The organism is Variovorax sp. 01T432 (genome assembly GCF_056398605.1).
In genome coordinates this window covers 13,996-39,983 of sequence record NZ_JBFTPS010000033.1, presented here as the reverse complement: position 1 = coordinate 39,983, position 25,988 = coordinate 13,996, and the positions used below count along the sequence as shown (strand labels likewise).

Genomic DNA, 25,988 nt, shown 5'->3' with positions numbered 1-25,988 from the left:
GCCTCGCACCGCCGGCCGCTTGCCGCTTTGTCGGAGATCAAGAGAGAGCGGTCTTCCTCAATGCCCGCGTTCCACCGGGACGAAACGCGTCGCCGCGCCCCGCCGGATGAGCAGGGCCAGCGTCTGCGCATCCGCGAAGGAGGCAAGGGCCGCGTCGAGGTCCGCGATGCGGGCGACGCCCACGTCGTTGACGGCCAGCAGCATGTCGCCAAAGCGGATGCCCGCGCGCTCCGCCGGCCCGGACACCGTCCGCACATACAGGCCCGGCGTGATCGATCCGATCCCCTGCCCGGGCGAGCGCTCCAGCAGGCCGAGCCCCAGGCGCGGCTCGGGCATGCTTGCCGGCGCGACGATGCGCGGAGGAAGGTCGGGCACGCTCTCGGCGACCACGACCGTCACCGTCAGCAGCACCTTGCGGCGCCAGATCCGCAGCGCGATCGAGCTGCCGGGCCGCGCGGCGGAAACGCGCTCCTGGATCTCGGGGGCGGGCATCGCGGCGGCGCCGTCGGCCGAGAGCACGACGTCGCCGCTGCGCAGCCCGGCGCGCGCGGCCGGCCCCGCCGGATCGACCCGGACGATCAAGGCCCCCGACGCGCGCTCGAGGCCGAAGGCCGGAGCGAGTTCCGGCGTCAGCGCTTGAATCCGCGCCCCGATCTGTCCCCGCGTCACGCGGCCGTTCGAGCGGAGTTCGGCAACGATGCGCATGACCAGGTCGATCGGCAGCGTGAAGGAAACGCCGAAATACCCGCCGTCGGCCGAATAGATCATCGAGTTCATCCCGACGACTTCGCCCCGCTCGTCGAGCAGCGGTCCGCCCGAATTGCCGGGATTGAGCGCCACGTCGGTCTGGATCAGCGGCACCCCGCCGCCATCCGGGAGAAAACGCGGATTGGCGCTGACCACGCCGGCGGTCACGCTGTTGTCGAAGCCGAAGGGCGCGCCCAGCGCGGCCACCCATTCACCGGGGCACAGCCGCGCGCTGCTGCCGATCGCGGCCACGGGCAGGTTCGATGCCGCGATCTTCAACAGCGCAACATCGGTGTGCCGGTCGAGCCCGACCAGTTCGGCCGGAAAGCGCCGCCCGTCTGGGACAACGACCGCGATCTCCTGCGCCCCGGCCACCGCATGCGCGCTGCTGAGGACGAGCCCGTCGCTGCTCAGGACGAAGCCCGAGGCGGACGAACGGCCCGCCTCGGCCCTGTACGGGTCTGGCGTCGGTGCTTCCTCGCCGTTTCGCGCGTCGCCGGCTGCCTCGATGCTCAACACCCCGACAACTGCCGGCGCCTGGCGCGCGACCGCCGTGACGAAATCGACGCCCCGCCTCCCGGATTCCGGCCGATTCAGGCACCCCGGCTCGCCCGACCATGAAGGCGCGGCCGCCGCAACGAGCGCACACCCCGCCAACGCCAGGACGGCGAGGCGGCCGGTCAAGGCGCGCCGGGCAGGCAGTCGAATCTTCATGCGCTTGCCTTCCTTGCAAGTCCTGAAAGCGCTGATGGTGGCCGAGCCTCCGTCGCGCTGGCTTGAGCCATGTCAAGCCGCCGCGACCCCTCCCTTTTCATACTGGATGCTTTTCAACCTGCACCTGAAGGAGCGTGTCATGTACGAGCGGATTCTTGTTCCCGTCGATGGAAGTTCGACCTCCAACCGCGGCCTGGACGAGGCCATTCGCCTGGCCAAGCTGACCCACGGCAAGCTCCGGCTGTTCCATGTGATCGACGAGCTCTCGTTCGCCCTCGGCATGGATGCCTACGCGGGCTATGCCGGCGACTGGCTGACGGTGCTGCGCGAGAGCGGTGCCCGGCTGCTGGCGGAAGCCAAGGCCACCGTCGAGGCGGCGGGCGTCGAAGTCGAGACGGTGCTGCACGACAGCTTCGACGGCTCGGTCCACGAACTGGTCACGGCCGAGGCCAGCCGGTGGCCCGCGGACCTCATCGTCCTCGGCACCCACGGCCGCCGTGGCGTCGGACGCCTGGTCCTCGGCAGCAGCGCGGAGCACATCCTGCGCTTCTCGCCCGTGCCGGTGCTGCTGATTCGCGCGCCGGAGGTCAAGGCCGAAGAAAAGGCGGAGAAGGAAGAGAAGGCAGACAAGCCGATTCACGTCCACCTGCCCTCGGGCGCGCTCGCGTTCGAATAAGAGACACGGCTGGTTGACACAGTGTTTCCGGCCGATGCGATGCATTGACTGTGCGGTCACGCGGGGCGCCTAGATTGAAGGGGCGCCATCACCGTTCCTCCGAATGTCCTTGAGGAAGCAGGGCGCACAAAGGAGACCGTCATGATCGCTTCCCCGGCATCCACTGGCTATGAACTTCTCTTCCGCCCGCTCGCTGCCGCCCATCGCGGCTACGTCTTTCCATGCGACGCGATCGGCCATGTCGACATGGACGCTCTTTCCGAACGGGCGCGCGACAACTACCTGTATGCGCGAGCGGTCATGGGGATGGAAGTCCAATGGCCGGATGTGCGGCCCCGCGGATCTCACTGAATCCGCCGAAGTCGCGGGCGCGCGAGGTGGATAGCCCGGCGCCCCCGTGGTGGGCCGGCACGCCGGCCGACACCCCGGCCGTCACCGGACTCACCGACGCGCAGGCGCGGGAGGCGTTGGCGAAGGACGGTCCGAACACTTTCGAGCAACGCCAGGCGCGATCGCTGTTCGTCCAGTTCACCCGTCGCTTTCTCAATCCGCTCGTCCTCATCCTGCTGGCGGCGAGCGCCTTCTCCGCCCTGAGCGGCGACATCGCCAATGTCGCGATCATCATGGCAATGGTGCTGCTCAGCGTGACACTGGATTTTGTCCAGGAGCACCGCGCCGGCCGTGCCGCCGACAAGTTGCGCGCCTCCGTCACCTTGCGTGCCAGCGTGATGCGCGGCGGGCGGGCGACGGACATCCCGATCGCCGAGGTGGTGCGCGGCGACATCGTGCTGCTGTCCGCCGGCAACCGTGTGCCGGCGGACGGCCGCGTGCTGGAGGCTCGGGATTTCTTCGTCAACCAGGGCCTGCTGACCGGCGAGTCGTATCCGGTCGAGAAGCGACCGGGCGAAGTGGCGGCCGATGCCACAGAACTGCGCCAGGCGACCAACGCCGTCTTCATGGGCAGCACCGTCATCAGCGGCAGCGCGCGCGTGCGGGTCGCCGCGACAGGGCCAGGCACGGCGCTCGGCGAAGTCGCCCACAGCGTCCTGGCCGAGCCGCCGCCCACTGCCTTCGAGATCGGCACGCACCGCTTCGGTCTGATGATCATGAGGGTGACGCTGCTGCTGGTCCTGTTCGTGATGCTTGTCAACGTCCTGCTGCACCGCCCCCTGCTGGACTCCTTCCTGTTCGCGGTCGCCCTCGCCGTCGGATTGACGCCCGAACTCCTGCCGATGGTGATCTCGGTGACGCTGTCGAGCGGCGCGATCCGCATGGCGCGGCGTCGCGTCATCGTCAAGCGGCTGTCCGCGATCCAGAACCTCGGTGCCATGGACGTCCTGTGCACGGACAAGACCGGCACGCTGACCGAGGCGAAGATCAGCCTCGAGCGCTGCGTCGACGCCGACGGCGCCGAGGCCAAGCGCGTGCTGATGCTCGCGCACCTCAACAGCGTCTTCGAGAGCGGCCTCAAGAGTCCCCTGGACGAGGCCATCCTCGCCGCCGCCCCGCTCGCTCCCGGCGCATGGACCAAGGTCGACGAAGTGCCCTTCGATTTCGAGCGCCGCCGCGTCTCGGTGCTGGTCGACAACGGCGCCGCGCGCTGGCTGGTGGTGAAAGGCGCGCCGGACGACGTGCTCGGCTTGTGCGGCACCTGCGAACAGAACGAAGGCCAGGCGCGCGCGCCGCTGGACGAAGCCGCGCGCGAACGCCTGCGCGACCGGTGCCATGCGCTGGAGCGCGAGGGCCTGCGTGTGCTGGGCGTGGCCTGGCGCGAGGTGCCCGCCGCCCACGCGCACGCCGACGTGCGCGACGAGAGCGATCTTGTCTTCGCCGGCTTCGCCGCCTTCATCGACCCGCCCAAGGCGGGCGCCGGCGCCGCCATGGCGGCGCTGGCCAGGAGCGGCGTGGCTGTCAAGATCGTCAGCGGCGACAGCGAGCTCGTCACCCAGCACCTGTGCGCGCTGCTTCGCATTCCGGTCAAGGGCACGCTCACCGGGCGGGAGATCGCCGCCATGGACGACGCGGCGCTGCGCGCCCGCGTCAACGGCACGACGCTCTTCTGCCGCGTCAACCCGGCGCAGAAGAACCGCATCATCCTGGCTCTCAAGGCGCGCGGCCATGTCGTCGGCTACCTGGGCGATGGCATCAACGATGCGCCGCCGCTGCACTCGGCCGATGTGGGCCTGACCGTGGACTCCGCCGTCGACGTGGCGCGCGAAGTGGCCGACATGATCATGCTGGACCATGACCTGGCCGTGTTGCACGAGGGTGTGCTGGAGGGCCGGCGCACCTTCGGCAACGTCATGAAGTACATCATGATGGGCACCAGCTCCAACTTCGGCAACATGCTGAGCCTGGCGGGCGCGTCGCTGTTCCTGCCCTTCCTTCCCATGCTGCCGGCGCAGATCCTGCTGAACAATGTGCTCTACGACCTGTCCGAGGCGGCGATCCCGCTCGACCGCGTCGATGCCGGCGATCTGCGCAAGCCGCGGGCGCTGGACATGGCCTTCATCCGCAAGTACATGCTGTGCTTCGGGCTCATCAGCTCGCTCTTCGACGGCCTCACCTTCTACGTCCTGCTGCGGGTGTTGAATGCCGACCCGACGCTGTTTCGCACCGGCTGGTTCATCGAGTCGCTGGTGAGCCAGGTACTGGTCATCTTCATCATCCGCACGCGGGGCAGCCTGTGGGCAAGCCGACCTGCGCCCGCACTGGCGGCGGCCTCGCTCGCGGTCGTCCTCGTCGCCCTGGCGCTCCCCTTCTCGCGCCTGGGTCCGGTGCTGGGATTCGATGCGCCGCCCGCCATCTTCTTCGCCTGGCTGGCGGGCATGCTGCTGGCGTATCTGGCGCTGGTGGAAGGCGTGAAGAGGGTCTTCTTCCGCCATGTCAGGGAGCACGCGAGGCGATAGATGCCGCCGCGTCGCGCGCCTTCAGCCGCGACGCCCGGCAAGCCAGCGCGCGCACAGCGCCGCGACATCCACCGGCTGCTCGGTGGCAACCTCCAGCGCGAGCGCGCGCTCGTCGTCGTCCAGCGGCTCGTGGGTGGCGATCTGGCGCTCCAGGACCGCCAGGTCCGCCTCCGAGGCATCGCCTCCATCCGCGGCGCGCGCGCGCACCCTGTGTCGCAACAGCGCTTCGCCGGCGCGGCAATCGAGGATCGCGAAGGGCACGCTCAGCCCGGCCGCGAGCGCGCGAAAGGCCCGGCGCTCGGCGCGGCGCAGGAAGGCGGCATCGACGATCACGGGGTAGCCCGCCTGGAGCGCCGTTCGCGCGCACGCCGCCAGCCGATCGAAGGTGCGGCGCGTCGCCTCTTGCGTGTAGATGTCCGTCGCCTGGTCGGCCGAGCGTTCCAGCACGCCCAGCCCGAAAAGCCGCTTGCGCTCCACATCCGATCGGACCCGAATCGCGCCCGCCGCGGCCAGCAGTTCCGTCGCGACCGTCGACTTGCCCGAGCCGGACAAGCCATGGGTGATCAAGAGCCGTGGCAGGACATCGACATTCGTCGTGAACTGTCGGGCACAGGCCAGATAGTCGGGTGCGGGAGTGGCCAAGGGGTCTGCGCCGGACTGCGCGCGCAGTCCGTGGACCAGCGCCCGCACCAGCGCCCGGTACACCTCGTAGAAGCGCAGCACGGGCACCCCGGCGTAGTCGCCGCTGTGCTGCAGGTAGGCGTCGAGGAAGCGAAAGGCCAGGTCGGCCTGCCCGTGCGCCCTCAGGTCCATCGAGAGAAAAGCCACTTCGCTCATCACGTCGATCCACCGCAGGGCCGGATCGAACTCGATGCAGTCGAAGGCCAGCAGTTCCCCATCGACCAGCGCCACGTTGCCCAGGTGCAGATCGCCGTGGCATTCGCGCACCGCACCCCCGCGCTGGCGCATGAGCCAGGCCATGCCCAGGCCGTCGGCCTGTTCGTTGACCCAGGTCTCCAGCGCCTGGAGTGCATCCGCACCGCGGAGGGACCGCAATCCGGCCAGGGCACGGGTCACGGGCAGCAGCACCTGCGGCGGCGCGCCGAAATCCGACAGGGCCGATGCCACCTCCGCGTCGCGGTGGAACAGGGCGAGCCGCCGCGCGAACGCTTCGAGCTGGCCGGGCTGCAGCCGCCGCTCGACCAGGAGATCCTCGAGCAGCGCATGGTCGGGAAAGCGGCGCATCTGGACGGCATAGTCGATGGCATCCTCGGCATCGGCCACCGCCGAGAGACGCGGCGCCAGCGGCGTCCCGCACACCGCGAGCACGCCGAGGTACAAGGCCGGCGCGAGCCGGCGGTTCAGGCGCAGCTCTTCCTCGCAGAAATGCCTGCGCGAGGCCAGCGTCGAGAAATCGACGAAGGACAGATGCACCGGCTTCTTCAGCTTGTACGCATGGCCCTCGGTCAGCAGCACCCACGAGATGTGGGTCTCGATCAGCGCAACCGGCCGGCCGGTCTCGCTCGCGAGACGCGCGCGCAGCGCCGTCACCAGCGTGCGATCCGCCACGATGCCGGAAGACGATTGCAACTCCACCATCCGGAGCCCCTTCCGTTCAGGCCGCCGCCTTCTTCGACTTCTTGCCCTTTTCCTTCACCTGCTGGCGGTCGGTCTTGTGCAGCAGGGCCTTCCTGGCTTGTCCCTCCTCCGTCTTGTCGCGCGCGTAGCTCAGCACGCGGTAGACCTGCCTGGCGAAAGTGCCGCCGCCCAGGTTGCAGATGGTCGTGTCGCTCTCGCCTTCGGAACTCGGCCCCTGCCCGCCAATGCCGTCGTGGTTCTCGATGGTCGTCTCGATGTGGCAATCGAGCGGCAGCTTGATTCCCATCGACTCCAGGAACTCGCGTGGACGTGCGAGGTACGCCTTGAACTCGAAGGGCGTGCACTCCCAGAAATGGAGATAGATGGGTTCGGCCCGGATGATCTCGGACCGGGCGGATAAATCGACGATCTTGGTCGGCATGCGGGGACTCCAGGGTGACATGGCGCAACGGGCGCAGGTGGAGCGTAAGCGCAGCTTGCGCCCCGGCGTTGATCCCGATCAACGCCGGCCCCTCAGGCGTCGGCCAGCACGCCATCGACAACCCGGATCAGCCGGTCGCAGCGCTCGGCCAGCACCTGGTTGTGGGTCACGAAAAGGACGGCCATGCGGTGATCGCGCCCGGTCGCGCGCAGCAGTTCGAACACGGCGTCGGCCGACTTGCTGTCGAGATTGCCGGTCGGCTCGTCGGCCAGCAGCAGCGGCGGATTCATCGCCAGCGAGCGCGCCACCGCCACCCGCTGCTTCTGTCCGCCGCTCAGGCTGGTGACGACCTTGTCGCGCCACTTCGCCAGCCCCACGCGTTCCAGCAGGCTCGCGGCCTGTCTTTCCATGGCCGCGTTGCGAAAGCCCGCGTCGCCGAGCATCGGCATCATGACGTTCTCGAGCGCCGTGAACCCGCTCAGCAGATTGTGGTCCTGGAAGACGAAGCCGATGTTGTGCCCCCGCAGCCGCGTGAGCGCGTGATCGTCGAGCGCCGTCGTCTCCTCGCCGCAGATGCGCAGCGATCCGCTCGTCGGCCGGTCCAGCAGACCGACGATGTTGAGCAAGGTGCTCTTGCCGGAGCCCGATGGGCCCATGACCGCGCAGAACTCGCCGCGCGCCAGGCTGAGGTCGATGCCATGCAGCACCTCGACCTCGATCGGCTGCCCCACATTGAAGGCCTTGTGCACCGCCCGCATGCTGACGACCGGCTCATCCACGGATCGCCACCACCGGATCGAGACGCGCCGCGCGCATCGCCGGCGCGAGGGCCGCGCCCAGGCCCGTCAGGGTCGCCAGCAGCAAGGCCGCCCCGAACAGACCGGGCTCGATGGGCAGCGGAAAGAACGGCGTTCCGTCGGGATTGCGCGCGTAGCGCTGCCACAGCAGGAGCGCCACCAGCCCGATGGCCGAACCGACCACCGAGCCGAGCAGCCCCAGCAGCCCGCCCTCCAGCAGGAAGACCCGCAGGATCTGTCCGCGCGAAATGCCCATCGCCCGCAGGATGCCGATCTCGCGCGACTTCTGCACCACCGACACCACCAGCACGCTGGCGATGCCGAAGGCGACCGACAGACCGACGAAGAACCGGATCGTGGTGTTCGAAGTCTTCTGCGCCTGCACGGCGGTGAAGAACTGCGCGTTCGTCGCGATCCAGCTGTCGGCCTCCACGCCGGTGGCGGCGGTGATGCGCCGCGCGATCGTCTCCGCCGCATACACGTCGTCCACCGTGACGTCGATGTTGGAGACGCCGCCGACCAGGCCCAGCAAGCTCTGCGCCGTGCGCAGGGCCACATAGGTCGTGCGCTGGTTCGCTCCCTTGCTGCCCAGGTCGAGCAGACCGGCCACGCGCAGCGTGTTGCTGCTGCCATTGGCCGAGGTGACGCGCAGCTTGTCGCCCACCGAGACCCCCAGGTCGGACGCCAGTTCGATGCCGATCAGGATGTCGGTGTTGGTCAGGCGCGCGCTGCCGCGAACGATCTTCTCCGGCAGGGCGACGACGCGGAAGTAGAGATCCGGATCGACCCCGACCAGCGAGATGGCGCGGCTCGCATCGCCGCGCAGCGCCAGCGCGGAACCCGTTGCCGACGGCGAGACGACCGCCACGCCGGGCATCGCCTGGATCTGCGCCGCCACGGCCTGCCATTGGTCGATGGACTTGATTCTCTGCAGCGATGGCTGGACGATGGCATCCTCCCGCGCGCCCGGCCCGGCCCCGGGCAGGTCGGCCAGGACCCGCGCGGCCTCCTTGGGCGGCAGCAACTGGATGTGCGGCTGCGCCGTGAGCACCCGGCGGATGAAGTTGGCCTGCAATCCCGTCAGCAGCGCCGACATGAAGACGATCACCGCCACCCCGATCGCGATGCCGGCGACGATGAACAGGCTCTGCATGCGTCCTTCGCGCAGGAAGCGCAGCGCCACGATCCATTCGAAAGGCACCCAGCGGCTCATGGGGATCGATGCTCGCTCGCCGCCACCGCCCGCAGCCGCGTGCCGTCGACGACATCGGGCGTCTGCGCCGGCACCACGCGGTCGCCGGCCTGGAGCCCGTCGAGCACCTCGCTGACACCGCCGGAGTGCAGGCCGAGCCGCACGGGCTCGCGCTTCGCATGCCGGCCCTCGACCTTCAGAACCCAGGGCTGGGGACGATCGGCGTCGTGGATCGCATCCGTGGGCACGAGCAAGGCCTGGGTGCTGGATGCGACCTGGATATCCACCGACACCGTCATGTCCTGCCGCAGATAGGCCGGCGGCTTGGGCACGTCCAGCTTGACCTCGATCGACCCGCGCTGCACGTCCACCCCCGGATTGATGTAGACCAGCCGGGCGGCGAAACGCTGATCGGGATAGGCATCCGCCGATGCCTGCGCCTTCTGGCCGACCGCGAGCAATTGCAGGTTCTTCTCGTCGATCTGGGCCACCAGCTGCGTGTCGCCCGATGGCGAAAGCACCATCAGCGCCTTGCCGGGCTGGACCACATCGCCGGGCTCGACCTCGCGGTCGATCAGCGTGCCGGCCACCGGCGCGGCGATGGTGGCGTACGCCAGCCGCGAACGCGCGACCCCGGCAGCGGCGCGCGCCTGTTCCAGCGCGGTGGTCGCGACGGCGTGATCGCTGCCGTTCGGACGCGTGGTCTCCAGCTGGCTTTGCGCCGAACGCAATTGCGCCTCGCCCATGTCGACGGCTTTTCTCAGGTCGTCGAGTGCCGCCTGGCCGACGAAGCCCTGGTTGAAGAGATCGGTACTGCGGCGCAGTTGCGCGCGCGCATTGTCGACATTGACCTGGGCCTGGCGCACCGCCTGCTCGGCCACCGGCGCCTGGACTTCCCGAAGCTGCCTCAGACGCGCCTGCGCCTGCAGCACGGCCGCGTCGGCCTGCGCGGCGGCGGCCTTCCACTCCGCGTCGTCCAGTTCGATGAGGACCTGGCCCGCGTCGACCGTCTGCCCTTCCATCACGGGCACGCGCCTGACCATCCCCACGATCTGGGAGCCGATGCTCACCCGGTGCGGCGCCTCCACATGGCCGCTGGCCACCACCGACTGGACGAAATCGCTTCGGGACACGACGGCAACCGGCACCTGCGGGCCCAGCAGCACCCTCGGCCCGAGCCAGACGGCCGCGCCCGCGAGCAAGGCCACGGCCACTGCCGCCGTGGCATAGCGCTTCACCGAGCCCCTCGGAACCCTCGGCCGCGCCGGTTGAGCCTCGCCGGTCGATGGCGCCGCCGGCGCGACCCCTCCGGGAGGCTCGAAATTCAACGGCCGCGGCTCAAGTTTCAACGGGGACATGCGAGGACGCCTCACGCGTGCCCGGGGGGCTTGCCGCCTGCTCGGCCCCCGAGGCCCTCACCAGCAACACGGGGACCGGCGCGATGCGCAGGAGCAGTTCCGCGTCGCTGCCCAGCAGCATCCGTCCGACGCCGTGGCGGCCATGCGATCCCATCACGATCAGATCGGCGCCCCAGGCCTTGGCCTGCTCCGCGACGATCTCCGACACGCGTCCGGCGAGCGAAGTGAACAGCACACTCTCGGCCTGGATGCCGGCGCGCGCCGCGCGCTCCCTGCCCTGCTGGAGGATCTGTTCGCCCGCCTGCTCCATCAGGGGGAGCAGATCCGAGCTGTAGACGGCGAAGGGCTCGAAGCCGGTCACGTACTTCAGTTCGTCCACCACGTGGACGAGGCACAGCGAAGCACCCGTGAGCTCGGCCAGGCGAAGCGCTTCGTCCAGGCCTCGCAGCGAAGTCAGGCTGCCATCGATGGGGACCAGGATGCGTTGATACATGGGTGACCTCTGGCGTCCGGGAAGACGGGCTCCCAGTGTCGGTGCCGATGCCCCCATGCGCCTTGACACGCATCAACCCCGGCCGGGGCCCCGCTTGAATTCACCCGCCTCGAGGCGCCGCGCAGCGACCTTGCGCTGGCGCAAGGTCGCTGGAACCCACCGGCGCGATGCTTGTCCTATCTGTAACCCGGAGAAGAAACCATGAGATCGAAGATCCTGCTGGGCCTTGCGGCCATCGTCATCGGCTCCGCCTCTTTCGCCGCCGACGACACCCAACCCGGCCAGCTGAGCCGGCCGCCGATCATTTCCCAGAAGACCAGGGACGCCGCGAGCAAGGCGGCCCGTGAAGCGGAGAGCGCGGCGCGCAAGGCCGCGGAACATGCCAAGGCCGCGCTCGACACGAGCGAAGCCACGGCCGGCAAGGTGTCCAGGGCCGCGGCCGAGGCCATCCGCCGCGCGGCCAAGAAGGCCGCGGACGCGGCACGGCGCGTGCAGGAAAAGGCGACGGCTTCCAGCGCCAAGGCCCTCGACGAAACCCGCGATGTCACACGGGCCGCCGAGGAAGAGAGCAAGAAGGCAGCCTCCGCCACGAAGAGCGCGTTCGAAAGGTCCGAAGAAGCGGTCAAGCGCGCCTTGGAATCGAGCGGAGAAGCCGCCGAGAAGGCGGCGCAGGCCACGCGCGATGCGCTGAAGACGGCGGCGGAAGCCACGCGCACCGCCGCCAACGCGACGAAGGACGCCGCCAGCCGGACGCTCGAAGCCGCCAAGCGCGCCGCGACGGCCTCGGAACCGGCACGAAAATGAGCCTGGGCCGCCGCGCTGCCGATCTGCTCGCGGCCCTTGTCCTTGGCCTGTCGCTATGCGGTGCCGGCCACGCCGCGATGAGTCCCGCCGAACTCGCGGCCGCCTATCGCGTCCAGGTCGACCGGCGCCTGGAGATTCCGCCCGACGAGGCGCGGCACTATGGCGCGCTCGCGCTCGCAGCGCTCAAGGATGCGGGAGTCACGCTGGACGCCGCCCAGTATCTCGCGCTGGTCGACCGCAGTCCCAAGGTCCAGGCCATCTTCATCTACTGGATGGCCACCGATGCGCCGCCCCTGCTCATCGGCGCATCGCCGGTCTCCACCGGGCGCGGCGGCGGCTTCGAGTACTTCGAGACGCCGCTGGGCGTGTTCCCGCTTTCGACCGAAAACCCCGACTTCCGCGCCGAAGGCACCTTCAACGAGAACGGCATCCGCGGCTACGGACTCAAGGGCATGCGCGTCTTCGATCTTGGGTGGCAGCAGGCGCAGCGGCTCTGGGGCCGTGGCGGATTCAGCACGATGCGGCTGCAGATGCATGCGACGGACCCGGATTTTCTCGAGCCGCGGCTGGGCACCGTGCAATCGAAGGGCTGCATCCGCATCCCCGCGAGCCTGAACCGCCTGCTCGACGGCTTCAGCGTGCTGGATGCGGACTACCTCCAGGCCGAGGAAGCCGGCCTGTCGATGTGGGTTCTGCCGCCGGAACGAACGCCGGTGGCGGGCGCGGGCCGCTACCTCGTCATCATCGACACCCTGCGTTCCGAGCGTCCCGACTGGTCTCCCGCGCCCCAGCCGGCGGCGCGGCCCGGCCAGGCCGCCCCCGGTCCTTGATCCAGCGCAAGGGCCTGCCGCCGCCCGCTGCGTACATTGTCCCGATCAGGAATGCAGCGGAGATGGCAATGGGCAAGATCCTTGTGGTGGTGTATTCATATACCGGCAGTTCCCGTCGGCTGGCGCAACTCATGTGCATCCAGCAAGGCCGGAGCATGGCCGAGATCACGGAGCCTCGGCCGCGCACGGGCGGCGCATGGGGCAACTGGCGCTGCCTGCTCGACGCCTTCTTCAGGCGCCGCCCGGCCATTCGCTACGACGGTCCGCGACCGATGGACTTCGACGCCGTGGTGCTCGTGTCGCCGATCTGGATGATGCGCCTGGCCGGCCCGATGCGCAGCTTCGTGGCGAAGCTGCACGACCAGCTGCCCGATGTGGCGGTCGTCTCGGTCATGGGCGGCCGGGGCGCGCCGAACGCCGTCGCCGAGATCGGCCAGATCCTGGGCCGCTCTCCCATCCTGAGCACCGCGTTCACCATGAACGAGGTCAACGACGGCAGCTGCGCGGCGCGACTGCAGGCCTTCGGCACCGCCGTGCAGAACGCGAAAGACGCGCAGATCGTGGCGCGGCCGGCGATCCTGTCGCCACAGGCGGCATGAGGCCGGTTGCGGCCGATCCCGCATTGAATTCCGCATCAGAAGCTCCATGTACGGAGACACGACCCGGTTCTGCCATTTCCTCTTCGACGAAGCCGTGGCCGACGCGGCGCGGCAGGGCCCGCGCGGCGCCGGCCCCATGAACATGCTCAGACAGTCTCCTCGCGCCATGCCCTTCTTGCGAATCGCCCGGCTTCTTTGCGCCATCGGCATCGCAAGCCTCGGGGCGGCATGCGCCACGGACCCCCTGCCGGCCAGCGCGCCCCTGCTCGATACGGTCGCGGCGCACGACGTGGCCTTCTCCTCGCTCGTCGCAAACCGGCGCGCCTCCGTGGTCGACATCAGCACCCTGCGCATCGGGCGCGACGAAAGCCCGCAGGAAGGCGAGCTGGAATTCGCGCCCGAGAACGACTTCGCCGACCGGCTCGCCTGGCCCCTGCCGGCGAGCGTCCAGATCAGCCAGATCCGTGATCTCGCCTCCGGCGTGATCCTCGGCGCCGACGGGCTGATCCTCACCAGCGCCCATGTGGTCTCCAATATCGACGAGGCACAGGTTCGCCTGGACGACGGCCGCCGCTTCACGGCCCGCGTGATCGGCATCGACCGGCGAAGCGACGTGGCCCTGCTCAAGATCCAGGCGAGCGGCCTTCCCACCGCCGTCATCGGAGACTCGGCACGGCTGTCTCCGGGCGACTGGGTGGCCGCCATCGGAACACCCTTCGGCTTTCACGGCACCGTCACCACGGGCGTGGTCAGCGCCACGAACCGCTTCATCGGCGGCGCCGGCGAAATCCCCTTCATCCAGACCGACGTCGCGATCAATCCGGGCAGCTCCGGCAGCCCCCTGTTCAACAGCCGGGGCGAGGTGGTCGGAATCAACTCGATGATCTACAGCGGCAATGGCGGCTACATGGGCCTTTCCTTCGCCGTGCCGATCGACCTGGTGATGAAGGTCGTCGCCCAGCTGCGCACGGACGGCGCGGTCCGCCGCTCGCACCTGGGCGCGGACTTCCAGGAGGTAACCCCCGCCCTGGCGGACGCCTTCGGCCTGCCCGAAGCGGCCGGCGCGCTGGTGGTGCGTGTCGACGCCGACAGCCCGGCGCAGGCGGCCGGCCTGGCGCGCGGCGATGTGGTCATGGCGTTCGACGGCAAGAAGATCGCCCATTTCTCGCAGCTGCTGCAGCTCGTCTCGGAGCGTCCGGCCCATGTCCGCAGCCGGATGGATGTGTGGCGCCGCGACACCCGGAGCATCCTGTGGGTCAGCCTCGGCGAGCAGGCGCCCGCGAGGCCGGCCGCGGCGCGCGAGGCGGCGGACGGGGCCAGCGACACCCTGGGCCTCGAACTGGTCGAGCTCTCCCCGACCCTGCGCCTGAAGCTTCGCATCGGCGGCGGCCTGCTGGTGCGCGACGCCACCGGCGCGGCGCGCAGCGAAGGCATCATTCCGGGCGACCTCGTGGTCGCCGTCAACGACGATGCGGGCCTCGAACACGTCAGCGACTTCACGCGGGCACTCGCGCGCGCGACGCCCGGCAGCACGGTCGCCCTGCTCGTGATGCGCGACCGGCGCGTGGCCTACGTGCCGATCCGCCTGCCCGCGCGCCACGGCAAGCCTCTCGACTGACTGAATGCGGGTGGGTCAGGCGGCGCCGCGCCCCAGCGCGCGCAGGCGCCCGATCCATCGGGCGCGAGCCTCGGGCCCGATCGTCTCGATGGCGCCGATCACGGTGTCGCGCACCGGGGATGCGCCGAGAAAGCCCAGGATATTGCGCTTGAGCACCTTGAGGCCGTGCGCGCGGAAGTACCAGCGATAGACGAGCGCCGGCATGCCCATGGTCATCACGATCCGCGCGCTGCGGCCATGCAGGGGCTTGCCGAACTTGCCGGAGGACCCACTGACCGGGATGAAGCCCGGCCGCAACACCTGCTCCAGGAAGCCCTTCAGCAGCGCGGGCATCTCGCCCAGCCAGAGCGGAAAGAAGAGCACCAGGTGATCGGCATTGCGCAGCGCCTCTTGCGCGCCCACGAGCGCCGGCGGCGGCGCGCCGCTGTCCCACGCGGCCTTGCTGCGCAGGAGCGGGAAGTCCAGCAATCCCACGTCGACCGACTCGACGCTGTGACCGGCGCTCCCGGCTCCTTCGGCATAGGCCCGCGCCAGGGCGTGGCAGAAATGCGCGCTCGCGCCATCGGGATGGCCCTGGATGATCAGGATGCGCTTGCCCATGTCGCCGGCCCGCGCCTAATGCGCCATCAGCACCGGAACCGTCATGGTCGCGAGCATTTCCCGCGTCGCGCCGCCCAGCACCTGCTCCCGCAGGCGATGGTGCCCGTAGCCGCCCATCACGAGCAGATCGGCGCCCATGCCGGCCGCGCAGGTCAGAAGCGTGTCGACCACGCTCTCGGTGCTGCGGCACTGCTCCGGCATCGCGTGCACGCCGTGGCGCCGCAGCCAGTCGACCATCTCGGGCGCCTGCAGGAAGGCATCGTCGCGCCCGTCATCGGGCTTGCGCACGGACAGAAGCGTGACGCGCGAGCCCTTGTCCAGCAAGGGCAGGGCCTCGCGCAAGGCCAGGCCCGACTCGCGCGTCGCGTCCCATGCGACCAGCACGCTGCGCCCGACATCCTCGAACCGGCCCATGCGCGGAACGATGAGCACGGGCCGGCCCGTATGCAGCACGACCTGCTGCGGAAAGTCGCGCGTCGCGCTGGCGGCCGAGTTGTCATGCCCGATCTTCTCGCCGTCCGCCTGGCCCACCACCACCAGATCGCTGGCGCGGCCATGGTGGATGACTGCCTCGGCGGCTCCGCCGTCGGCCAGGCGCACCGACCATGACAGGGAAGCCGCGCCCCGGATCGCATCCTTGAACACATGCGTGATGGCCTCGGCCCGCACGCGCAGGTAGTCGGCCGCGGTGGCGATCAGGTCCGTGCTTCCGGTGGGAATCGTGTTCGTGGGGATGCTGCCGTTGACCAGGCCTGTCGGCACGAGACCCACCAGGTGGCTGCCATGGGCCATGGCCAGACGGGCCGAGAGATCGATGCGGACCACGCAGCGTGGCGTGTGGTCCAGGTGGACCAGGATGGTTCCGAGATTCACGGCGTTCCCCGCTCTGAATGAATGTGCGACAGGCGCATCTTCGAGCGGCGGGCGTCGCGCCACCTTGACGCCGATCAATGCCGCACGAATGCCTCCGGTCAGACTCCAAGCCCAAGTGCCCGGCGCCTTCGACGATCGAGTCGGCGGGCAAGCACGCAAGAACTACCCCACCGGGATCGACATGGACGAAAAAGCCGAAGCACTGGACCGAACGCTGCACGCGAGCCTGGCCGAACTCACGCGCGGGATCTCCCCCGCCGCGCTGATGCTGGCCTGGGCCGACTGGGCCATCCACCTGGCCGCGCAGCCGACCCGCAGCGCCCAGGTGCTGGGGGTCCGCCCCTGGTTGCGCGCGCTCGAGATGAGCAGCCCCGCCCTTCAGCATCTGCCCGGGCACAAGCCGCCCACCCCCGACCCTCGCGAGCGCGACCGCCGGCTCGCGGACCCCGCGTGGGACGCATGGCCGTTCAGCTTCTACCGCGACGTCTTCCGCGCCGGCGAGGAGTGGATCGCCGACCTGACCGAGGGCGTCCCCGGCGTCGACCGCCATCACCAGCAGGTGGTGGAGTTCGCGGCCCGGCAGCTGCACGCCATGTGCTCGCCGGCGAACTTCGCCGCCACCGATCCGCTGGTGCTTCAGAAGGCCGCGGCGACCGCCGGCACGAATTTCCTGCAGGGCGCGCAGAACTGGGCGCAGGACCTGCAGCGCACCCTCCAGCACCAGCCGCCCGAAGGCGTGGAGAACTTCCTGCCGGGACGCGATGTCGCGATCACGCCCGGCAAGGTCGTGCTGCGCACCCACCTGATGGAGCTGATCCAGTACACGCCCACGACCGCCACGGTTCATCCCGAGCCGGTCCTGATCATGAGCGCCTGGATCATGAAGTACTACATCCTCGACCTGTCGCCGCACAACTCGCTGATCCGCTACCTGGTCGACCACGGCCACACCGTGTTCGCGATCTCGTGGCGCAACCCGGATGCCAAGGATGCGGACTTCGGCATCAACGACTACCTGGCGCAGGGCCTCATGGCCAGCCTCGATGCGATCCAGGCCATCGTGCCCGGCCAGCGCGTGCATGCGCTGGGCTATTGCCTGGGGGGCACCCTGCTCGCCATCGGCGCCGCGGCCATGGCACGCGACCGCGACGAACGCCTCGCCACGGTGACCCTGCTGGCCGCGCAGACCGACTTCACCGAGCCGGGCGAGCTGAGCCTCTTCATCGACGAGAGCCAGCTCTCCTTCCTGGACGACGTGATGGCGCGCCAGGGCTATCTGGATTCGAGCCAGATGGCCGGCGCATTCAACCTGATGCGCGCCACCGATCTCATCTGGACCCCCCTGGTGCGCAACTACCTCATGGGGGAACGCATGCCGATGACGGACCTCATGGCGTGGAACGCCGACGGCACGCGCATGCCCTACCGCATGCACGCGGGCTACCTGCGCAGCCTGTTCCTCGAGAACGCGCTGGCCGAGGGGCGCTACCTGGTGGACGGACGCCCGGTATCGCTGGGCGATATCGGCGTGCCGATCTTCGCCGTCGGCACCCGGACGGACCATGTCGCGCCCTGGCGCTCCGTCTACAAGATCAACCTGCTCTGCGACACGGAAATCACCTTCGTCCTCACCGACGGCGGCCACAACGCGGGCATCGTCAGCGAACCCGGCCACCCGCATCGCCACTACCAGATCCTGCGCCGCGCCGCCAATGCGGCCTACGTGCCGCCGGAGGCCTACCTGGCGCGGGCCGAGCCTGTCCAGGGGTCCTGGTGGCCCGCGTTGCAGCAGTGGCTGGCACGGCATTCCGGCCCGCGCCGCAAGCCGCCCCGCGCGCGCGACGCGTCGCCGGCCCGCACGCCGCTGTGCGACGCGCCGGGGACCTACGTCATGACGCGCTGAAGACAGGTGCGTCGTCGCCTCTTGATCCAGCGCAACGCTCGCCGCCCCTGCCCTGCCTACAGTGGTTCGATGCGTTCAATCCTCCATGAAAGGCAGCACATGAAATCCGATGCTCAACTGAGAAGCGATGTCGTGGCCGAACTGAGCTTCGATCCCGCGGTGACCGCCACCGACGTCGGCGTGATCGTCAAGGATGGCGTGGTCACGTTGACCGGCCACCCCGCCAGCTACGCGGAGAAATTCGCCATCGAGCGCGCCGCCCAGCGCGTCAAGGGCGTGAAGGCGCTCGCGATCGAGATGAACGTGAAGCTCGCGGCCGGCTACGAGCGCACCGATGCCGACATCGCGATGGCGGTGGAGCGCGCGATCGAGTGGAACGTCCTCGTGCCCGACGACAAGATCCACCCGATGGTGGAAAAGGGCTGGGTCACCCTCAGCGGCGAGGTCGAGTGGGAGTTCCAGCGCCGCGCCGCGGAAGGCGCCGTGCGCAACCTGCTGGGCGTCACCGGCGTCACGAATCTCGTCATCATCAAGCCCAGGGTCACGCCGGCCGACGTCGAGAAGAAGATCCAGGAAGCCCTCGAGCGCCAGGCCGATCGCGAGGCCCGCCACGTCGAGGTTTCCGTCGCCGGCACCCAGGTCACGCTGCGCGGCAAGGTCAGCTCCTGGGCCGAGCGCAAGGCCGTCCAGGGCGCCGCATGGTCGGCGCCGGGCGTGGCCAGCGTCATCAACAACCTGCTGGTCGAAGCCTGATGACGCGCGTCGCATTGGTCACCGGCGGCACCGCCGGCATCGGGGCGGCCACGGCCGAAGCCCTGCTCGCCGCGGGCTACCGCGTCGCCTCCAACTATGGAAGCAACACCCAGGCCGCCGAAGCCTTCGGCGCGCGCACGGGCATTCCCACCTTCGCCTGGAATGTCGCCGACCCGGTGGCCTGCCGCGAAGGCGTGGCCCGGGTGGAAGCCGCGCTCGGCCCGGTCGAGGTGCTGATCAACAACGCCGGCATCACGCGCGACGCGATGCTGCACAAGATGAGCTTCGAGCAGTGGCGCGAGGTGCTCGACGTCAACCTGGGCGGCTGCTTCAACATGTGCCGCGCCGTGATCGAGGGCATGCGGGAGCGGCGCTTCGGCCGCATCGTCAACATGGGCTCGGTCAACGGCCTTTCCGGCCAGATGGGCCAGACCAACTATGCCGCCACCAAGGCGGGTCTCATCGGCTTCACGAAGTCGCTCGCCCTGGAAGGCGCGTCGCGCAACATCACCGCCAACGTGATCGCGCCCGGCTACACCGACACGGCCATGGTCGGCGCGGTGCCCGCCGATGTCATGGCGCAAATACTCAAGACCATTCCGATGGGCCGCCTCGCGACCCCGGCGGAGATCGCGCGCAGCGTGGTGTTCCTGGCCGCCGACGACGCCGGCTTCATCACCGGCATCACGCTGTCCGTCAACGGCGGCAAGTACCTGCCCTGACGGCCGGTCGCCGCTTCCCTTTTCCGCCCCCCTGGAGTCCACACCATGCAGATGATGAAAGCCGCCGTCGTCCACGCCTTCGGGCAACCCTTGCAGATCGAGGAAGTCCCCGTGCCCGAGGTGCCGCCGGGCCAGGTGCTGGTGAAGGTGGCCGCCTCCGGCGTCTGCCATACCGATCTGCACGCCGCCAGCGGCGACTGGCCCGTCAAGCCCACCCTGCCCTTCATTCCCGGCCATGAGGGCGTGGGCCACGTCGCGGCGGTGGGCGCCGGCGTCAAGGACATCAGGGAAGGCGACCGCGTGGGCGTGCCCTGGCTGCACACCGCGTGCGGCCACTGCGAGCACTGCATCACCGGCTGGGAAACCCTGTGCGACCAGCAGCAGATGACCGGCTACACCGTCAACGGCGCCTACGCCGAATACGTGCTGGCCGATCCGGGCTACGTGGGCCACCTGCCGGCGAATATCGGCTTCACCGAGATCGCGCCCGTGCTGTGCGCGGGGGTCACGGTCTACAAGGGCCTCAAGGTGCTGGAATGCAAGCCGGGCGACTGGGTGGCGATCTCCGGCGTCGGCGGCCTGGGCCACCTGGCGGTGCAGTACGCCAAGGCGATGGGCTTCCACGTCGCCGCCGTCGACATCGACGACGAAAAACTGAAGCTGGCCCGGAGCGTCGGCGCCGACATGGTGATCAATGCGGCGACGCAGGACCCCGTGCAGGAGATGCAGAAAGCCATCCGCGGCGCGCACGGCGTGCTGGTGACGGCCGTCTCGCGCAGCGCCTTCGCGCAGGCGCTGGGCATGCTGCACAAGCGCGGCACCATGTCGATGGTGGGCCTGCCGCCCGGCGATTTCGCGCTGCCGATCTTCGACGTCGTGCTCAATGCCAAGACCGTCCGAGGCTCGATCGTCGGCACCCGCAAGGACCTGCAGGAGGCCCTGGCCTTCGCCGGCGAGGGCAAGGTCCACACGGTGTGCAGCGAAGACCGGCTCGACAACATCAACGCGGTGTTCGACCGGATGCGCGAAGGCCGCATCGAAGGCCGCGTGGTGATGCGGATGACCGCCGAGGACTGAGCCCCATGCGCGCCATGGTGCTGCACGCCGCCGGCCAGGCGCTGCGGATGGAGGAGCGCCCGCTGCCCGAGCCCGCCGCCGGCGAGCTGAGGCTGCGCGTCCTCGCCTGCGCGGTCTGCCGCACCGACCTGCATGTGGTCGACGGCGACCTGCCCCTGCCCGTGCTGCCGATCGTGCCGGGCCACGAGATCGTGGGCCTCGTGGAGGCGCTGGGCGCGGGCGTCGGCACGCATCGCGTGGGGGACTGCGTCGGCGTGCCATGGCTCGGCCACACCTGCGGCCACTGCGCCTTCTGCGACAGCGGCAGGGAGAACCTGTGCGATGCGCCGCGCTTCACCGGCTATCACCGCGACGGCGGCTTCGCCAGCCACGTCGTCGCCGAGGCCGCGTTCTGCCTGCCGCTCGGCCAACTGGCGCGGGACCCGGCCCACGCCGCGCCCCTGATGTGCGCCGGCCTGATCGGCTGGCGCTGCCTGAAGGCGGCGGGCGCCGATGCCCGGCGCCTGGGCCTCTACGGTTTCGGCGCCGCGGCGCACCTCATCGCCCAGGTCGCCACTGTCCAGGGGCGGCGGGTGCACGCCTTCACGCGGCCGGGCGATGGCGCCGGCCAGACCTTCGCGCGAAGCCTCGGCGCCGTGTGGGCCGGGGGCTCCGACGAAGCGCCGCCCGAGCCCCTGGACGCCGCGATCATCTTCGCGCCGGCCGGTGAGCTCGTGCCCGCGGCGCTGCGCGCGGTGCGCAAGGGCGGAAGGGTCGTGTGCGGCGGCATCCACATGAGCGACATTCCCAGCTTTCCCTATCGGCTGCTCTGGGAAGAGCGGCAGATCGTCTCGGTCGCCAACCTGACGCGCGCCGATGGCCGCGAATTCCTCGAACTGGCACGCGCGCATCCCCCTCGCATCCACATCAGGACCTACCCGCTGGCCCAGGCGAACGAGGCCCTGGCGGACCTGCGTGCCGGCCGCGTGGAAGGCGCCGCCGTCCTGCTGCCCTGAACGCGGCGTGGCGCGCGGCCCGCATTGACGCAGGTCAAGGCCGGGCAGGCATCCGGGAGCGACGATCGATACCGTCCTTCCCATTCCAATTCCTCTTCACCGAGCCTCCCCATGAAACATCTGACCGCCGCCGACCGCGAGGCACTTGCGGAACAACTTCGCGTCATGAAACGCGCGGTCCTGGACGAAATCCGGGGCACCGCGGTCCAGTTGGACGCCACCATCGAATCGACCGGCGCCGAGGTTCGAAACCATGCCGACGAGGCCGCGGACGAACGCTTGGACGACGTGCGCTTTGCCGAGATCGAGATCGACCGCACCAGGCTCCACGACATCGAGCAGGCCGAGCAGCGCATGGCCAAGGGCAGCTATGGCGTGTGCGCCGATTGCAACGAGGAGATTCCGCGCGAGCGCCTGATGGCGCAACCGATCGCCATCCGCTGCGCCGCCTGCCAGAGCGCCGCCGAAGCCCGGCATCGCCACTGAGCGGGATCGGCTCTTCGAAGCTCGCGTGCAATGCCGCGCGAGATGCGGATTCGATGCGCCAGGCGCCAATGGACGGCGCGAGATCGAGGCCGCGCGGTCCGATGCAGGCGTGCGCCGTGGTGCCATTAGACTCGCGGGCAGATGACCGCCACACTTTCCGCCGTCACGCGCGAGCGGCTGCGGCACTTCATGCGCATCATCCGCATGGCCGCGGTCATCGGTGCGGGCGTCGGTGCAATCTACGGCGCCGCGATTGCCGGACCGGGCGCTCGCTCGCTGCTCGTTGCCCTGCTGATCTCCGTACCGATCGGTGTCATCGACGCGCTGCTCACGGCTTCATGGATCGCCGGCATCGAGATCTTCCTGCTGCCTCGCGCTTCGATGCGATGGCTCGACGCGCTGCCGTTCGCTGCGGTGTTGATCCTGAAGACGCTTGCCTACGGCGCGATCGGTGGGGCGGTCCTCACCGGGCAGCCGGGAGAGCGCCTGTTGGGCGTCGTCACCGTCTATAACGCGCGCACCGGGCTGATTGCGGTCTGCCTCTCGCTCGTGGCCGTCGCCGTCGTGGTGATGATGTTTCAGGCCGCGGGCCTCGTCGGCTACCGGACCTTCATGGCTCTTCTGCTCGGAAAGTATCGCCGGCCCTACGCCGAGCGGCGCTTCTTCCTCTTCGTCGACGTGGTGGGCTCGACCGCGATCGCCGAGCGGCTCGGAGCGCTGGAGGCACATCGCTTCCTTGCCGCGGTGTTTTCGGCGGTCGCCGAACCGATCGAGCTGTGCCGCGGCGAAATCTACCAATACGTCGGCGACGAGATCGTCATCACCTGGGTCGAGGCCGATGGCGTTGCCGATGCGCGGGCGTTGCGCTGCTTCTTCGCGATGCGCGCGGCGCTCGCCGCGGACGCGAGCCGCTTCGTCCAACGCTTCGGCGTGCAACCCACACTGCGTGCGGCGCTGCATCTGGGCGAGGTCATCGCCGGCGAGGTCGGCCAGGTGCGCCGCGCGATCGTCTTCCATGGCGACGTCATGAACACGACCGGGCGCCTCGAACAGGCGACCCGCGAAGTCGGATGCTTCTTCATCGCATCGGCCGAAGCGCTCGCCTCCCTGGTTCCGCCGCCCGAGATCCGTATCCATGACCTTGGCGCGCTGGCGCTGCGCGGACGAATCGAGCCCTTCCATGCGTTCTGCGTCGACATACAGGCACATCAGACGCGGCGCACGCACTTGTCGTAGAGATGCAGCGCGCGGCCCTCGGGGTCGTACCTGGCCTTGAGCGCTTCGTAGCGCGTCATCCCATAGGCGCGGTCGAACTCCTCGCGGGTGAAGAAGCAGTCGGAATAGAGCGACTTGATCCCGCCCGGGCGCATCACCTCCTTCTCGACCAGGCGATTGAAGTGCCCGGGCTCGAGCGGCCGCGTGTCCCGCACCACGTCCCAGAAGCCGAAGTTGACGTAGAGTGTGCCGGGCTTGAGCGGGTACAGGCTGAAGGCGCCGTCGCCGAACGGCGCGCGCACCGGGCAGATCCACACCGGCAGGATGCCGGTCGTGGCCGAGAGGAAGGCCAGGAATTCCGCGGCGCGGGCGATCGGTATGTCGACATCCTGGATCACCGACTCCCGGTACACGCCGCGCCAGCCGGCCACGAGCCGGTTCAGACCCCAGCGGGAATTCCAGCGCATCAGGCGGGTGTAGGTGCGCGAGTTCAGCCGTTCGCGGCCGAGCAGGCGGCGCACCAGCGGGTACTGCGCGCCGAAGTTGCGCGAGCACCAGAACCAGTCGGTGTCCCAGCGCCAGATGTAGTCGCGCGCGCGCAGGTCGTCCTCGGACTTCTCCAGCAGCGAACGGTAGTAGATGTGCTCGAAGCCGTAGTCGCTCGGCGACGGCGCATCCGGCACGAAGCGGGCGACATTGAGCACCAGCGAGCCCGGGCCGAACACCACGCCGTCGAGGAAATCGGCGTCGCCCTCGGCATATTCGGCCAGGGCCGCGAAGAAGGCCTCCGGACGCGAATAGCGCAGGTGCTTCACATGCACGCAGGGCTTGACGGGCAGCGTCTTGAGCACCAGCCGCAAGGCATAGCCCAGCGAGCCATAGGAGTTGGGAAAGCCGAAGAACAGCGCGCGATGCTCGTTGCGCGGCGTGCAGGTGACGATGTCTCCGCCCGGCAGCAGCACGTCGAGCTCGCGCATCGTGTGGTGCACCAGCCCTTGGTGGAACGACGTCGCCTCGATGCCGACCCCCGCCACCGCCCCGCCCACCGTGATCGTCTTCAGCTGGGGCACGACGGCCGGCATCACGCCGTGCGGCAGGGTCGCGTCCACCAGCGCCTCGTAGCTTGTCAGGCCCTCGACTTCCACGGTGCCGGCCGCCGTATCGACGGCGATGACGTGATCGAATTCGCTCAGGTCGAGGCGCCGCTTGCTGCCCTCCTGCCGGTCCCTGAAGAGATTGGATGTGCGCTTGGCCAGCCCCAGCGGCGCGCCGGCCTCGTTCGCCCCGCCCTGTCGCAGCGCCGCCAGCAGGCGGCTCCTGCGCTCGGCGTGGCCGCCGGCTTCAGCCGACATACAGTCCGGCCCGCGTCATCGGGTAGTTGTCGCGCGTGACGTTGCCCTTGCTGAAGACGATCTGGAACAGATGCGTGTAGCCCGCCGGCGAGCGGAACATCTCGGCGCATCCGATGAGGTACGTGCGCCAGATGCGCCGGAAGCGCTCGTTGAATCGCAGCGGGTCGAGCGCGTGGATGGCGTCCCAGCGTTGCTCGAACCGCTCCGCCCAGGCGTCGAGCGTGGGGGCGTAGTGCCGCCGAAGGTTCTCGACGTCGACGACCTCCAGCCCTGCGCGCTCCATCTCCACGATCGTGTCGGCCAGGCTGGGTATCCACCCGCCCGGAAAGACGTGCTTGCGGATGAACAGCTCGGTCTCATAGCGGCCGACATGGCCGATGAAGTGGAGCATGCCCAGCCCGCCCGGCTTCAGGAAATCGGCGTGCGCCTGGATGACCTCGGCCAGCTGGTCGCGGCCCGCATGCTCCAGCACGCCGATCGAGACCACCTTGTCGTACTGCGCGTCGACATCGCGGAAATCCGCCTCGCGCACCTGGAGGCTGGCCTCCAGCCCGCGCCGCGCGATCTCGCCGCGCAGCCAGTCGACCTGCTCGGTGGTGGTGTTGACGCCGGTGCCGGTGGCGCCGCGGGTCTGCGCCGCGCGGAACATCAAGCCGCCGAAGCCGCAGCCGATGTCGACGAAACGCTCGCCCGGGGAAAGCCTGATCTTGCGGCAGACGTGGTCGATCTTGTTGCGCTGCGCCTCTTCGAGCGTGCGCGTGTTGTCGTCCCAGTAGCCGCAGGTGTACATCATCAGCGGGTCGTCCAGCCACAGGCGGTAGAAATCGGCGCCCAGCCCGTAGTGGGCCCGCGCGTTGGCCTTCGCGCGCGCCGGATCGCGGTTGGAATGGCGCAACTCGTGCAGGCCGTTCTCGATGTCGTTGAGCGCGCCGCCCTGCTGGTCGAAGCCGGAGGCCATGCCGGCGGCCAGCGCGGCCCCGAAGTCGCCCTCGACATCCATTTGCTCGTCGAAATAGGCTTCCATCAGCCCGATGTGCCCGCGCGTCGCGGTGGAGAGCAGCGCGGCATCGGTGCGGAACGCGACCGTGAAAGCCGGATCGCCCTCGCCCACGCTGAAGCTGCTCGCGTCAGGCAGGCGGACCGCGAACGAGGTCCCGGCCCGCTCGCCGATTCCGTCGAGCATGCCGCGCAAGGGATTGGAAATATTCATGTGTGCACCCTTGTTCGTTGTTCTCGCACGCCATGCGCGGCGCAA

At 69.4% G+C, this 25,988-nt stretch carries 25 protein-coding genes; 14 read left to right on the top strand and 11 right to left on the bottom strand.

What is annotated here, in order from left to right:
• Positions 1–57 precede the first annotated feature (57 nt).
• Positions 58–1,461, bottom strand: a complete 1,404-nt coding sequence (locus AC1DNF_RS22915; RefSeq protein WP_478150932.1) for a trypsin-like peptidase domain-containing protein — start codon at positions 1,459–1,461, stop codon at positions 58–60.
• Between the two features lie 139 nt (positions 1,462–1,600).
• On the opposite strand from AC1DNF_RS22915, the gene AC1DNF_RS22910 reads away from it, so the two are divergent.
• The 3 genes from AC1DNF_RS22910 (at position 1,601) to mgtA (ending at position 5,046) form a co-directional block, all read left to right on the top strand.
• Positions 1,601–2,137 (top strand): universal stress protein, encoded by a 537-nt coding sequence (locus AC1DNF_RS22910; protein ID WP_478150931.1) that lies wholly within the window; start codon positions 1,601–1,603, stop codon positions 2,135–2,137.
• Between the two features lie 141 nt (positions 2,138–2,278).
• Positions 2,279–2,488 carry a hypothetical protein gene (locus tag AC1DNF_RS22905; protein WP_478150930.1) on the top strand — a complete coding sequence of 70 codons (210 nt, stop codon included), beginning with the start codon at positions 2,279–2,281 and terminating at the stop codon, positions 2,486–2,488.
• 26 nt (positions 2,489–2,514) lie between these two features.
• Positions 2,515–5,046, top strand: coding sequence for a magnesium-translocating P-type ATPase (gene mgtA, locus AC1DNF_RS22900; protein WP_478150929.1), 2,532 nt, complete (start codon positions 2,515–2,517; stop codon positions 5,044–5,046).
• 21 nt (positions 5,047–5,067) lie between these two features.
• On the opposite strand, the gene AC1DNF_RS22895 is transcribed toward mgtA, so the two are convergent.
• From AC1DNF_RS22895 to AC1DNF_RS22870, 6 genes are all read right to left on the bottom strand, one after another.
• Positions 5,068–6,645 carry a bifunctional aminoglycoside phosphotransferase/ATP-binding protein gene (locus AC1DNF_RS22895; RefSeq protein ID WP_478150928.1) on the bottom strand — a complete coding sequence of 526 codons (1,578 nt, stop codon included), beginning with the start codon at positions 6,643–6,645 and terminating at the stop codon, positions 5,068–5,070.
• Between the two features lie 16 nt (positions 6,646–6,661).
• The gene (locus AC1DNF_RS22890; RefSeq protein ID WP_478150927.1) at positions 6,662–7,066 is read right to left on the bottom strand and encodes a hypothetical protein; all 405 of its coding nucleotides are present in this window, start codon (positions 7,064–7,066) and stop codon (positions 6,662–6,664) included.
• Positions 7,067–7,158: 92 nt separating this feature from the next.
• Complete coding sequence (locus AC1DNF_RS22885; protein WP_478150926.1) at positions 7,159–7,845, bottom strand: ABC transporter ATP-binding protein; 687 nt, start codon at positions 7,843–7,845, stop codon at positions 7,159–7,161.
• The gene (locus AC1DNF_RS22880) at positions 7,838–9,076 is read right to left on the bottom strand and encodes an ABC transporter permease (protein WP_478150925.1); all 1,239 of its coding nucleotides are present in this window, start codon (positions 9,074–9,076) and stop codon (positions 7,838–7,840) included. The genes AC1DNF_RS22885 and AC1DNF_RS22880 overlap by 8 nt, the downstream gene beginning before the upstream one ends.
• On the bottom strand, positions 9,073–10,293 hold the full coding sequence (locus AC1DNF_RS22875) for an efflux RND transporter periplasmic adaptor subunit (protein WP_478150924.1): 1,221 nt from the start codon (positions 10,291–10,293) through the stop codon (positions 9,073–9,075). The genes AC1DNF_RS22880 and AC1DNF_RS22875 overlap by 4 nt, the downstream gene beginning before the upstream one ends.
• A gap of 100 nt (positions 10,294–10,393) precedes the next feature.
• A complete protein-coding gene (locus AC1DNF_RS22870) occupies positions 10,394–10,906 on the bottom strand; it encodes a universal stress protein (protein WP_478150923.1) in 513 nt (170 codons plus the stop codon).
• Positions 10,907–11,107: 201 nt separating this feature from the next.
• On the opposite strand from AC1DNF_RS22870, the gene AC1DNF_RS22865 reads away from it, so the two are divergent.
• The 4 genes from AC1DNF_RS22865 to AC1DNF_RS22850 all read left to right on the top strand — a co-directional run bounded on the left by AC1DNF_RS22865 (position 11,108) and on the right by AC1DNF_RS22850 (position 14,757).
• A complete protein-coding gene (locus AC1DNF_RS22865; RefSeq protein WP_478150922.1) occupies positions 11,108–11,710 on the top strand; it encodes a hypothetical protein in 603 nt (200 codons plus the stop codon).
• The gene (locus AC1DNF_RS22860; RefSeq protein WP_478150921.1) at positions 11,707–12,540 is read left to right on the top strand and encodes a L,D-transpeptidase family protein; all 834 of its coding nucleotides are present in this window, start codon (positions 11,707–11,709) and stop codon (positions 12,538–12,540) included. The genes AC1DNF_RS22865 and AC1DNF_RS22860 overlap by 4 nt, the downstream gene beginning before the upstream one ends.
• Before the next feature lie 68 nt (positions 12,541–12,608).
• Positions 12,609–13,139 (top strand): flavodoxin family protein, encoded by a 531-nt coding sequence (locus tag AC1DNF_RS22855; protein WP_478150920.1) that lies wholly within the window; start codon positions 12,609–12,611, stop codon positions 13,137–13,139.
• 46 nt (positions 13,140–13,185) lie between these two features.
• The gene (locus AC1DNF_RS22850) at positions 13,186–14,757 is read left to right on the top strand and encodes a trypsin-like peptidase domain-containing protein (RefSeq protein WP_478150919.1); all 1,572 of its coding nucleotides are present in this window, start codon (positions 13,186–13,188) and stop codon (positions 14,755–14,757) included.
• Between the two features lie 15 nt (positions 14,758–14,772).
• Here the strand turns inward: AC1DNF_RS22850 and AC1DNF_RS22845 are convergent, their stop codons facing one another.
• Together AC1DNF_RS22845 and AC1DNF_RS22840 are read right to left on the bottom strand one after the other, a co-directional pair.
• Positions 14,773–15,357: an NAD(P)H-dependent oxidoreductase gene (locus AC1DNF_RS22845; RefSeq protein WP_478150918.1), complete on the bottom strand. Its 585-nt coding sequence runs from the start codon at positions 15,355–15,357 to the stop codon at positions 14,773–14,775.
• A gap of 15 nt (positions 15,358–15,372) precedes the next feature.
• Entirely contained in the window at positions 15,373–16,230 is an 858-nt protein-coding gene (locus AC1DNF_RS22840) for a universal stress protein (protein ID WP_478150917.1), read from the bottom strand.
• Positions 16,231–16,411: 181 nt separating this feature from the next.
• Here AC1DNF_RS22840 and AC1DNF_RS22835 point away from each other — a divergent pair, with 181 nt between their 5' ends.
• The 7 genes from AC1DNF_RS22835 to AC1DNF_RS22805 all read left to right on the top strand — a co-directional run bounded on the left by AC1DNF_RS22835 (position 16,412) and on the right by AC1DNF_RS22805 (position 23,402).
• Positions 16,412–18,133 carry a PHA/PHB synthase family protein gene (locus tag AC1DNF_RS22835; RefSeq protein ID WP_478150967.1) on the top strand — a complete coding sequence of 574 codons (1,722 nt, stop codon included), beginning with the start codon at positions 16,412–16,414 and terminating at the stop codon, positions 18,131–18,133.
• Between the two features lie 99 nt (positions 18,134–18,232).
• Positions 18,233–18,886 carry a BON domain-containing protein gene (locus tag AC1DNF_RS22830; RefSeq protein ID WP_478150916.1) on the top strand — a complete coding sequence of 218 codons (654 nt, stop codon included), beginning with the start codon at positions 18,233–18,235 and terminating at the stop codon, positions 18,884–18,886.
• A complete protein-coding gene (phbB, locus tag AC1DNF_RS22825; protein ID WP_478150915.1) occupies positions 18,886–19,608 on the top strand; it encodes an acetoacetyl-CoA reductase in 723 nt (240 codons plus the stop codon). Before AC1DNF_RS22830 ends, phbB begins: the two co-directional genes overlap by 1 nt.
• 45 nt (positions 19,609–19,653) lie before the next feature.
• Positions 19,654–20,685 (top strand): alcohol dehydrogenase AdhP, encoded by a 1,032-nt coding sequence (gene adhP / locus AC1DNF_RS22820; protein WP_478150914.1) that lies wholly within the window; start codon positions 19,654–19,656, stop codon positions 20,683–20,685.
• Between the two features lie 5 nt (positions 20,686–20,690).
• The gene (locus tag AC1DNF_RS22815; protein ID WP_478150913.1) at positions 20,691–21,680 is read left to right on the top strand and encodes a zinc-dependent alcohol dehydrogenase family protein; all 990 of its coding nucleotides are present in this window, start codon (positions 20,691–20,693) and stop codon (positions 21,678–21,680) included.
• A gap of 111 nt (positions 21,681–21,791) precedes the next feature.
• On the top strand, positions 21,792–22,166 hold the full coding sequence (locus AC1DNF_RS22810) for a TraR/DksA family transcriptional regulator (RefSeq protein WP_478150912.1): 375 nt from the start codon (positions 21,792–21,794) through the stop codon (positions 22,164–22,166).
• A gap of 204 nt (positions 22,167–22,370) precedes the next feature.
• Complete coding sequence (locus AC1DNF_RS22805; protein ID WP_478150911.1) at positions 22,371–23,402, top strand: adenylate/guanylate cyclase domain-containing protein; 1,032 nt, start codon at positions 22,371–22,373, stop codon at positions 23,400–23,402.
• Here AC1DNF_RS22805 and AC1DNF_RS22800 read toward each other — a convergent pair.
• Both AC1DNF_RS22800 and AC1DNF_RS22795 read right to left on the bottom strand, forming a co-directional pair.
• Complete coding sequence (locus AC1DNF_RS22800) at positions 23,375–24,733, bottom strand: FAD-binding oxidoreductase (protein WP_478150910.1); 1,359 nt, start codon at positions 24,731–24,733, stop codon at positions 23,375–23,377. The genes AC1DNF_RS22805 and AC1DNF_RS22800 overlap by 28 nt on opposite strands.
• Complete coding sequence (locus tag AC1DNF_RS22795) at positions 24,723–25,943, bottom strand: class I SAM-dependent methyltransferase (protein ID WP_478150909.1); 1,221 nt, start codon at positions 25,941–25,943, stop codon at positions 24,723–24,725. Before AC1DNF_RS22795 ends, AC1DNF_RS22800 begins: the two co-directional genes overlap by 11 nt.
• Between the last annotated feature and the right edge of the window lie 45 nt (positions 25,944–25,988).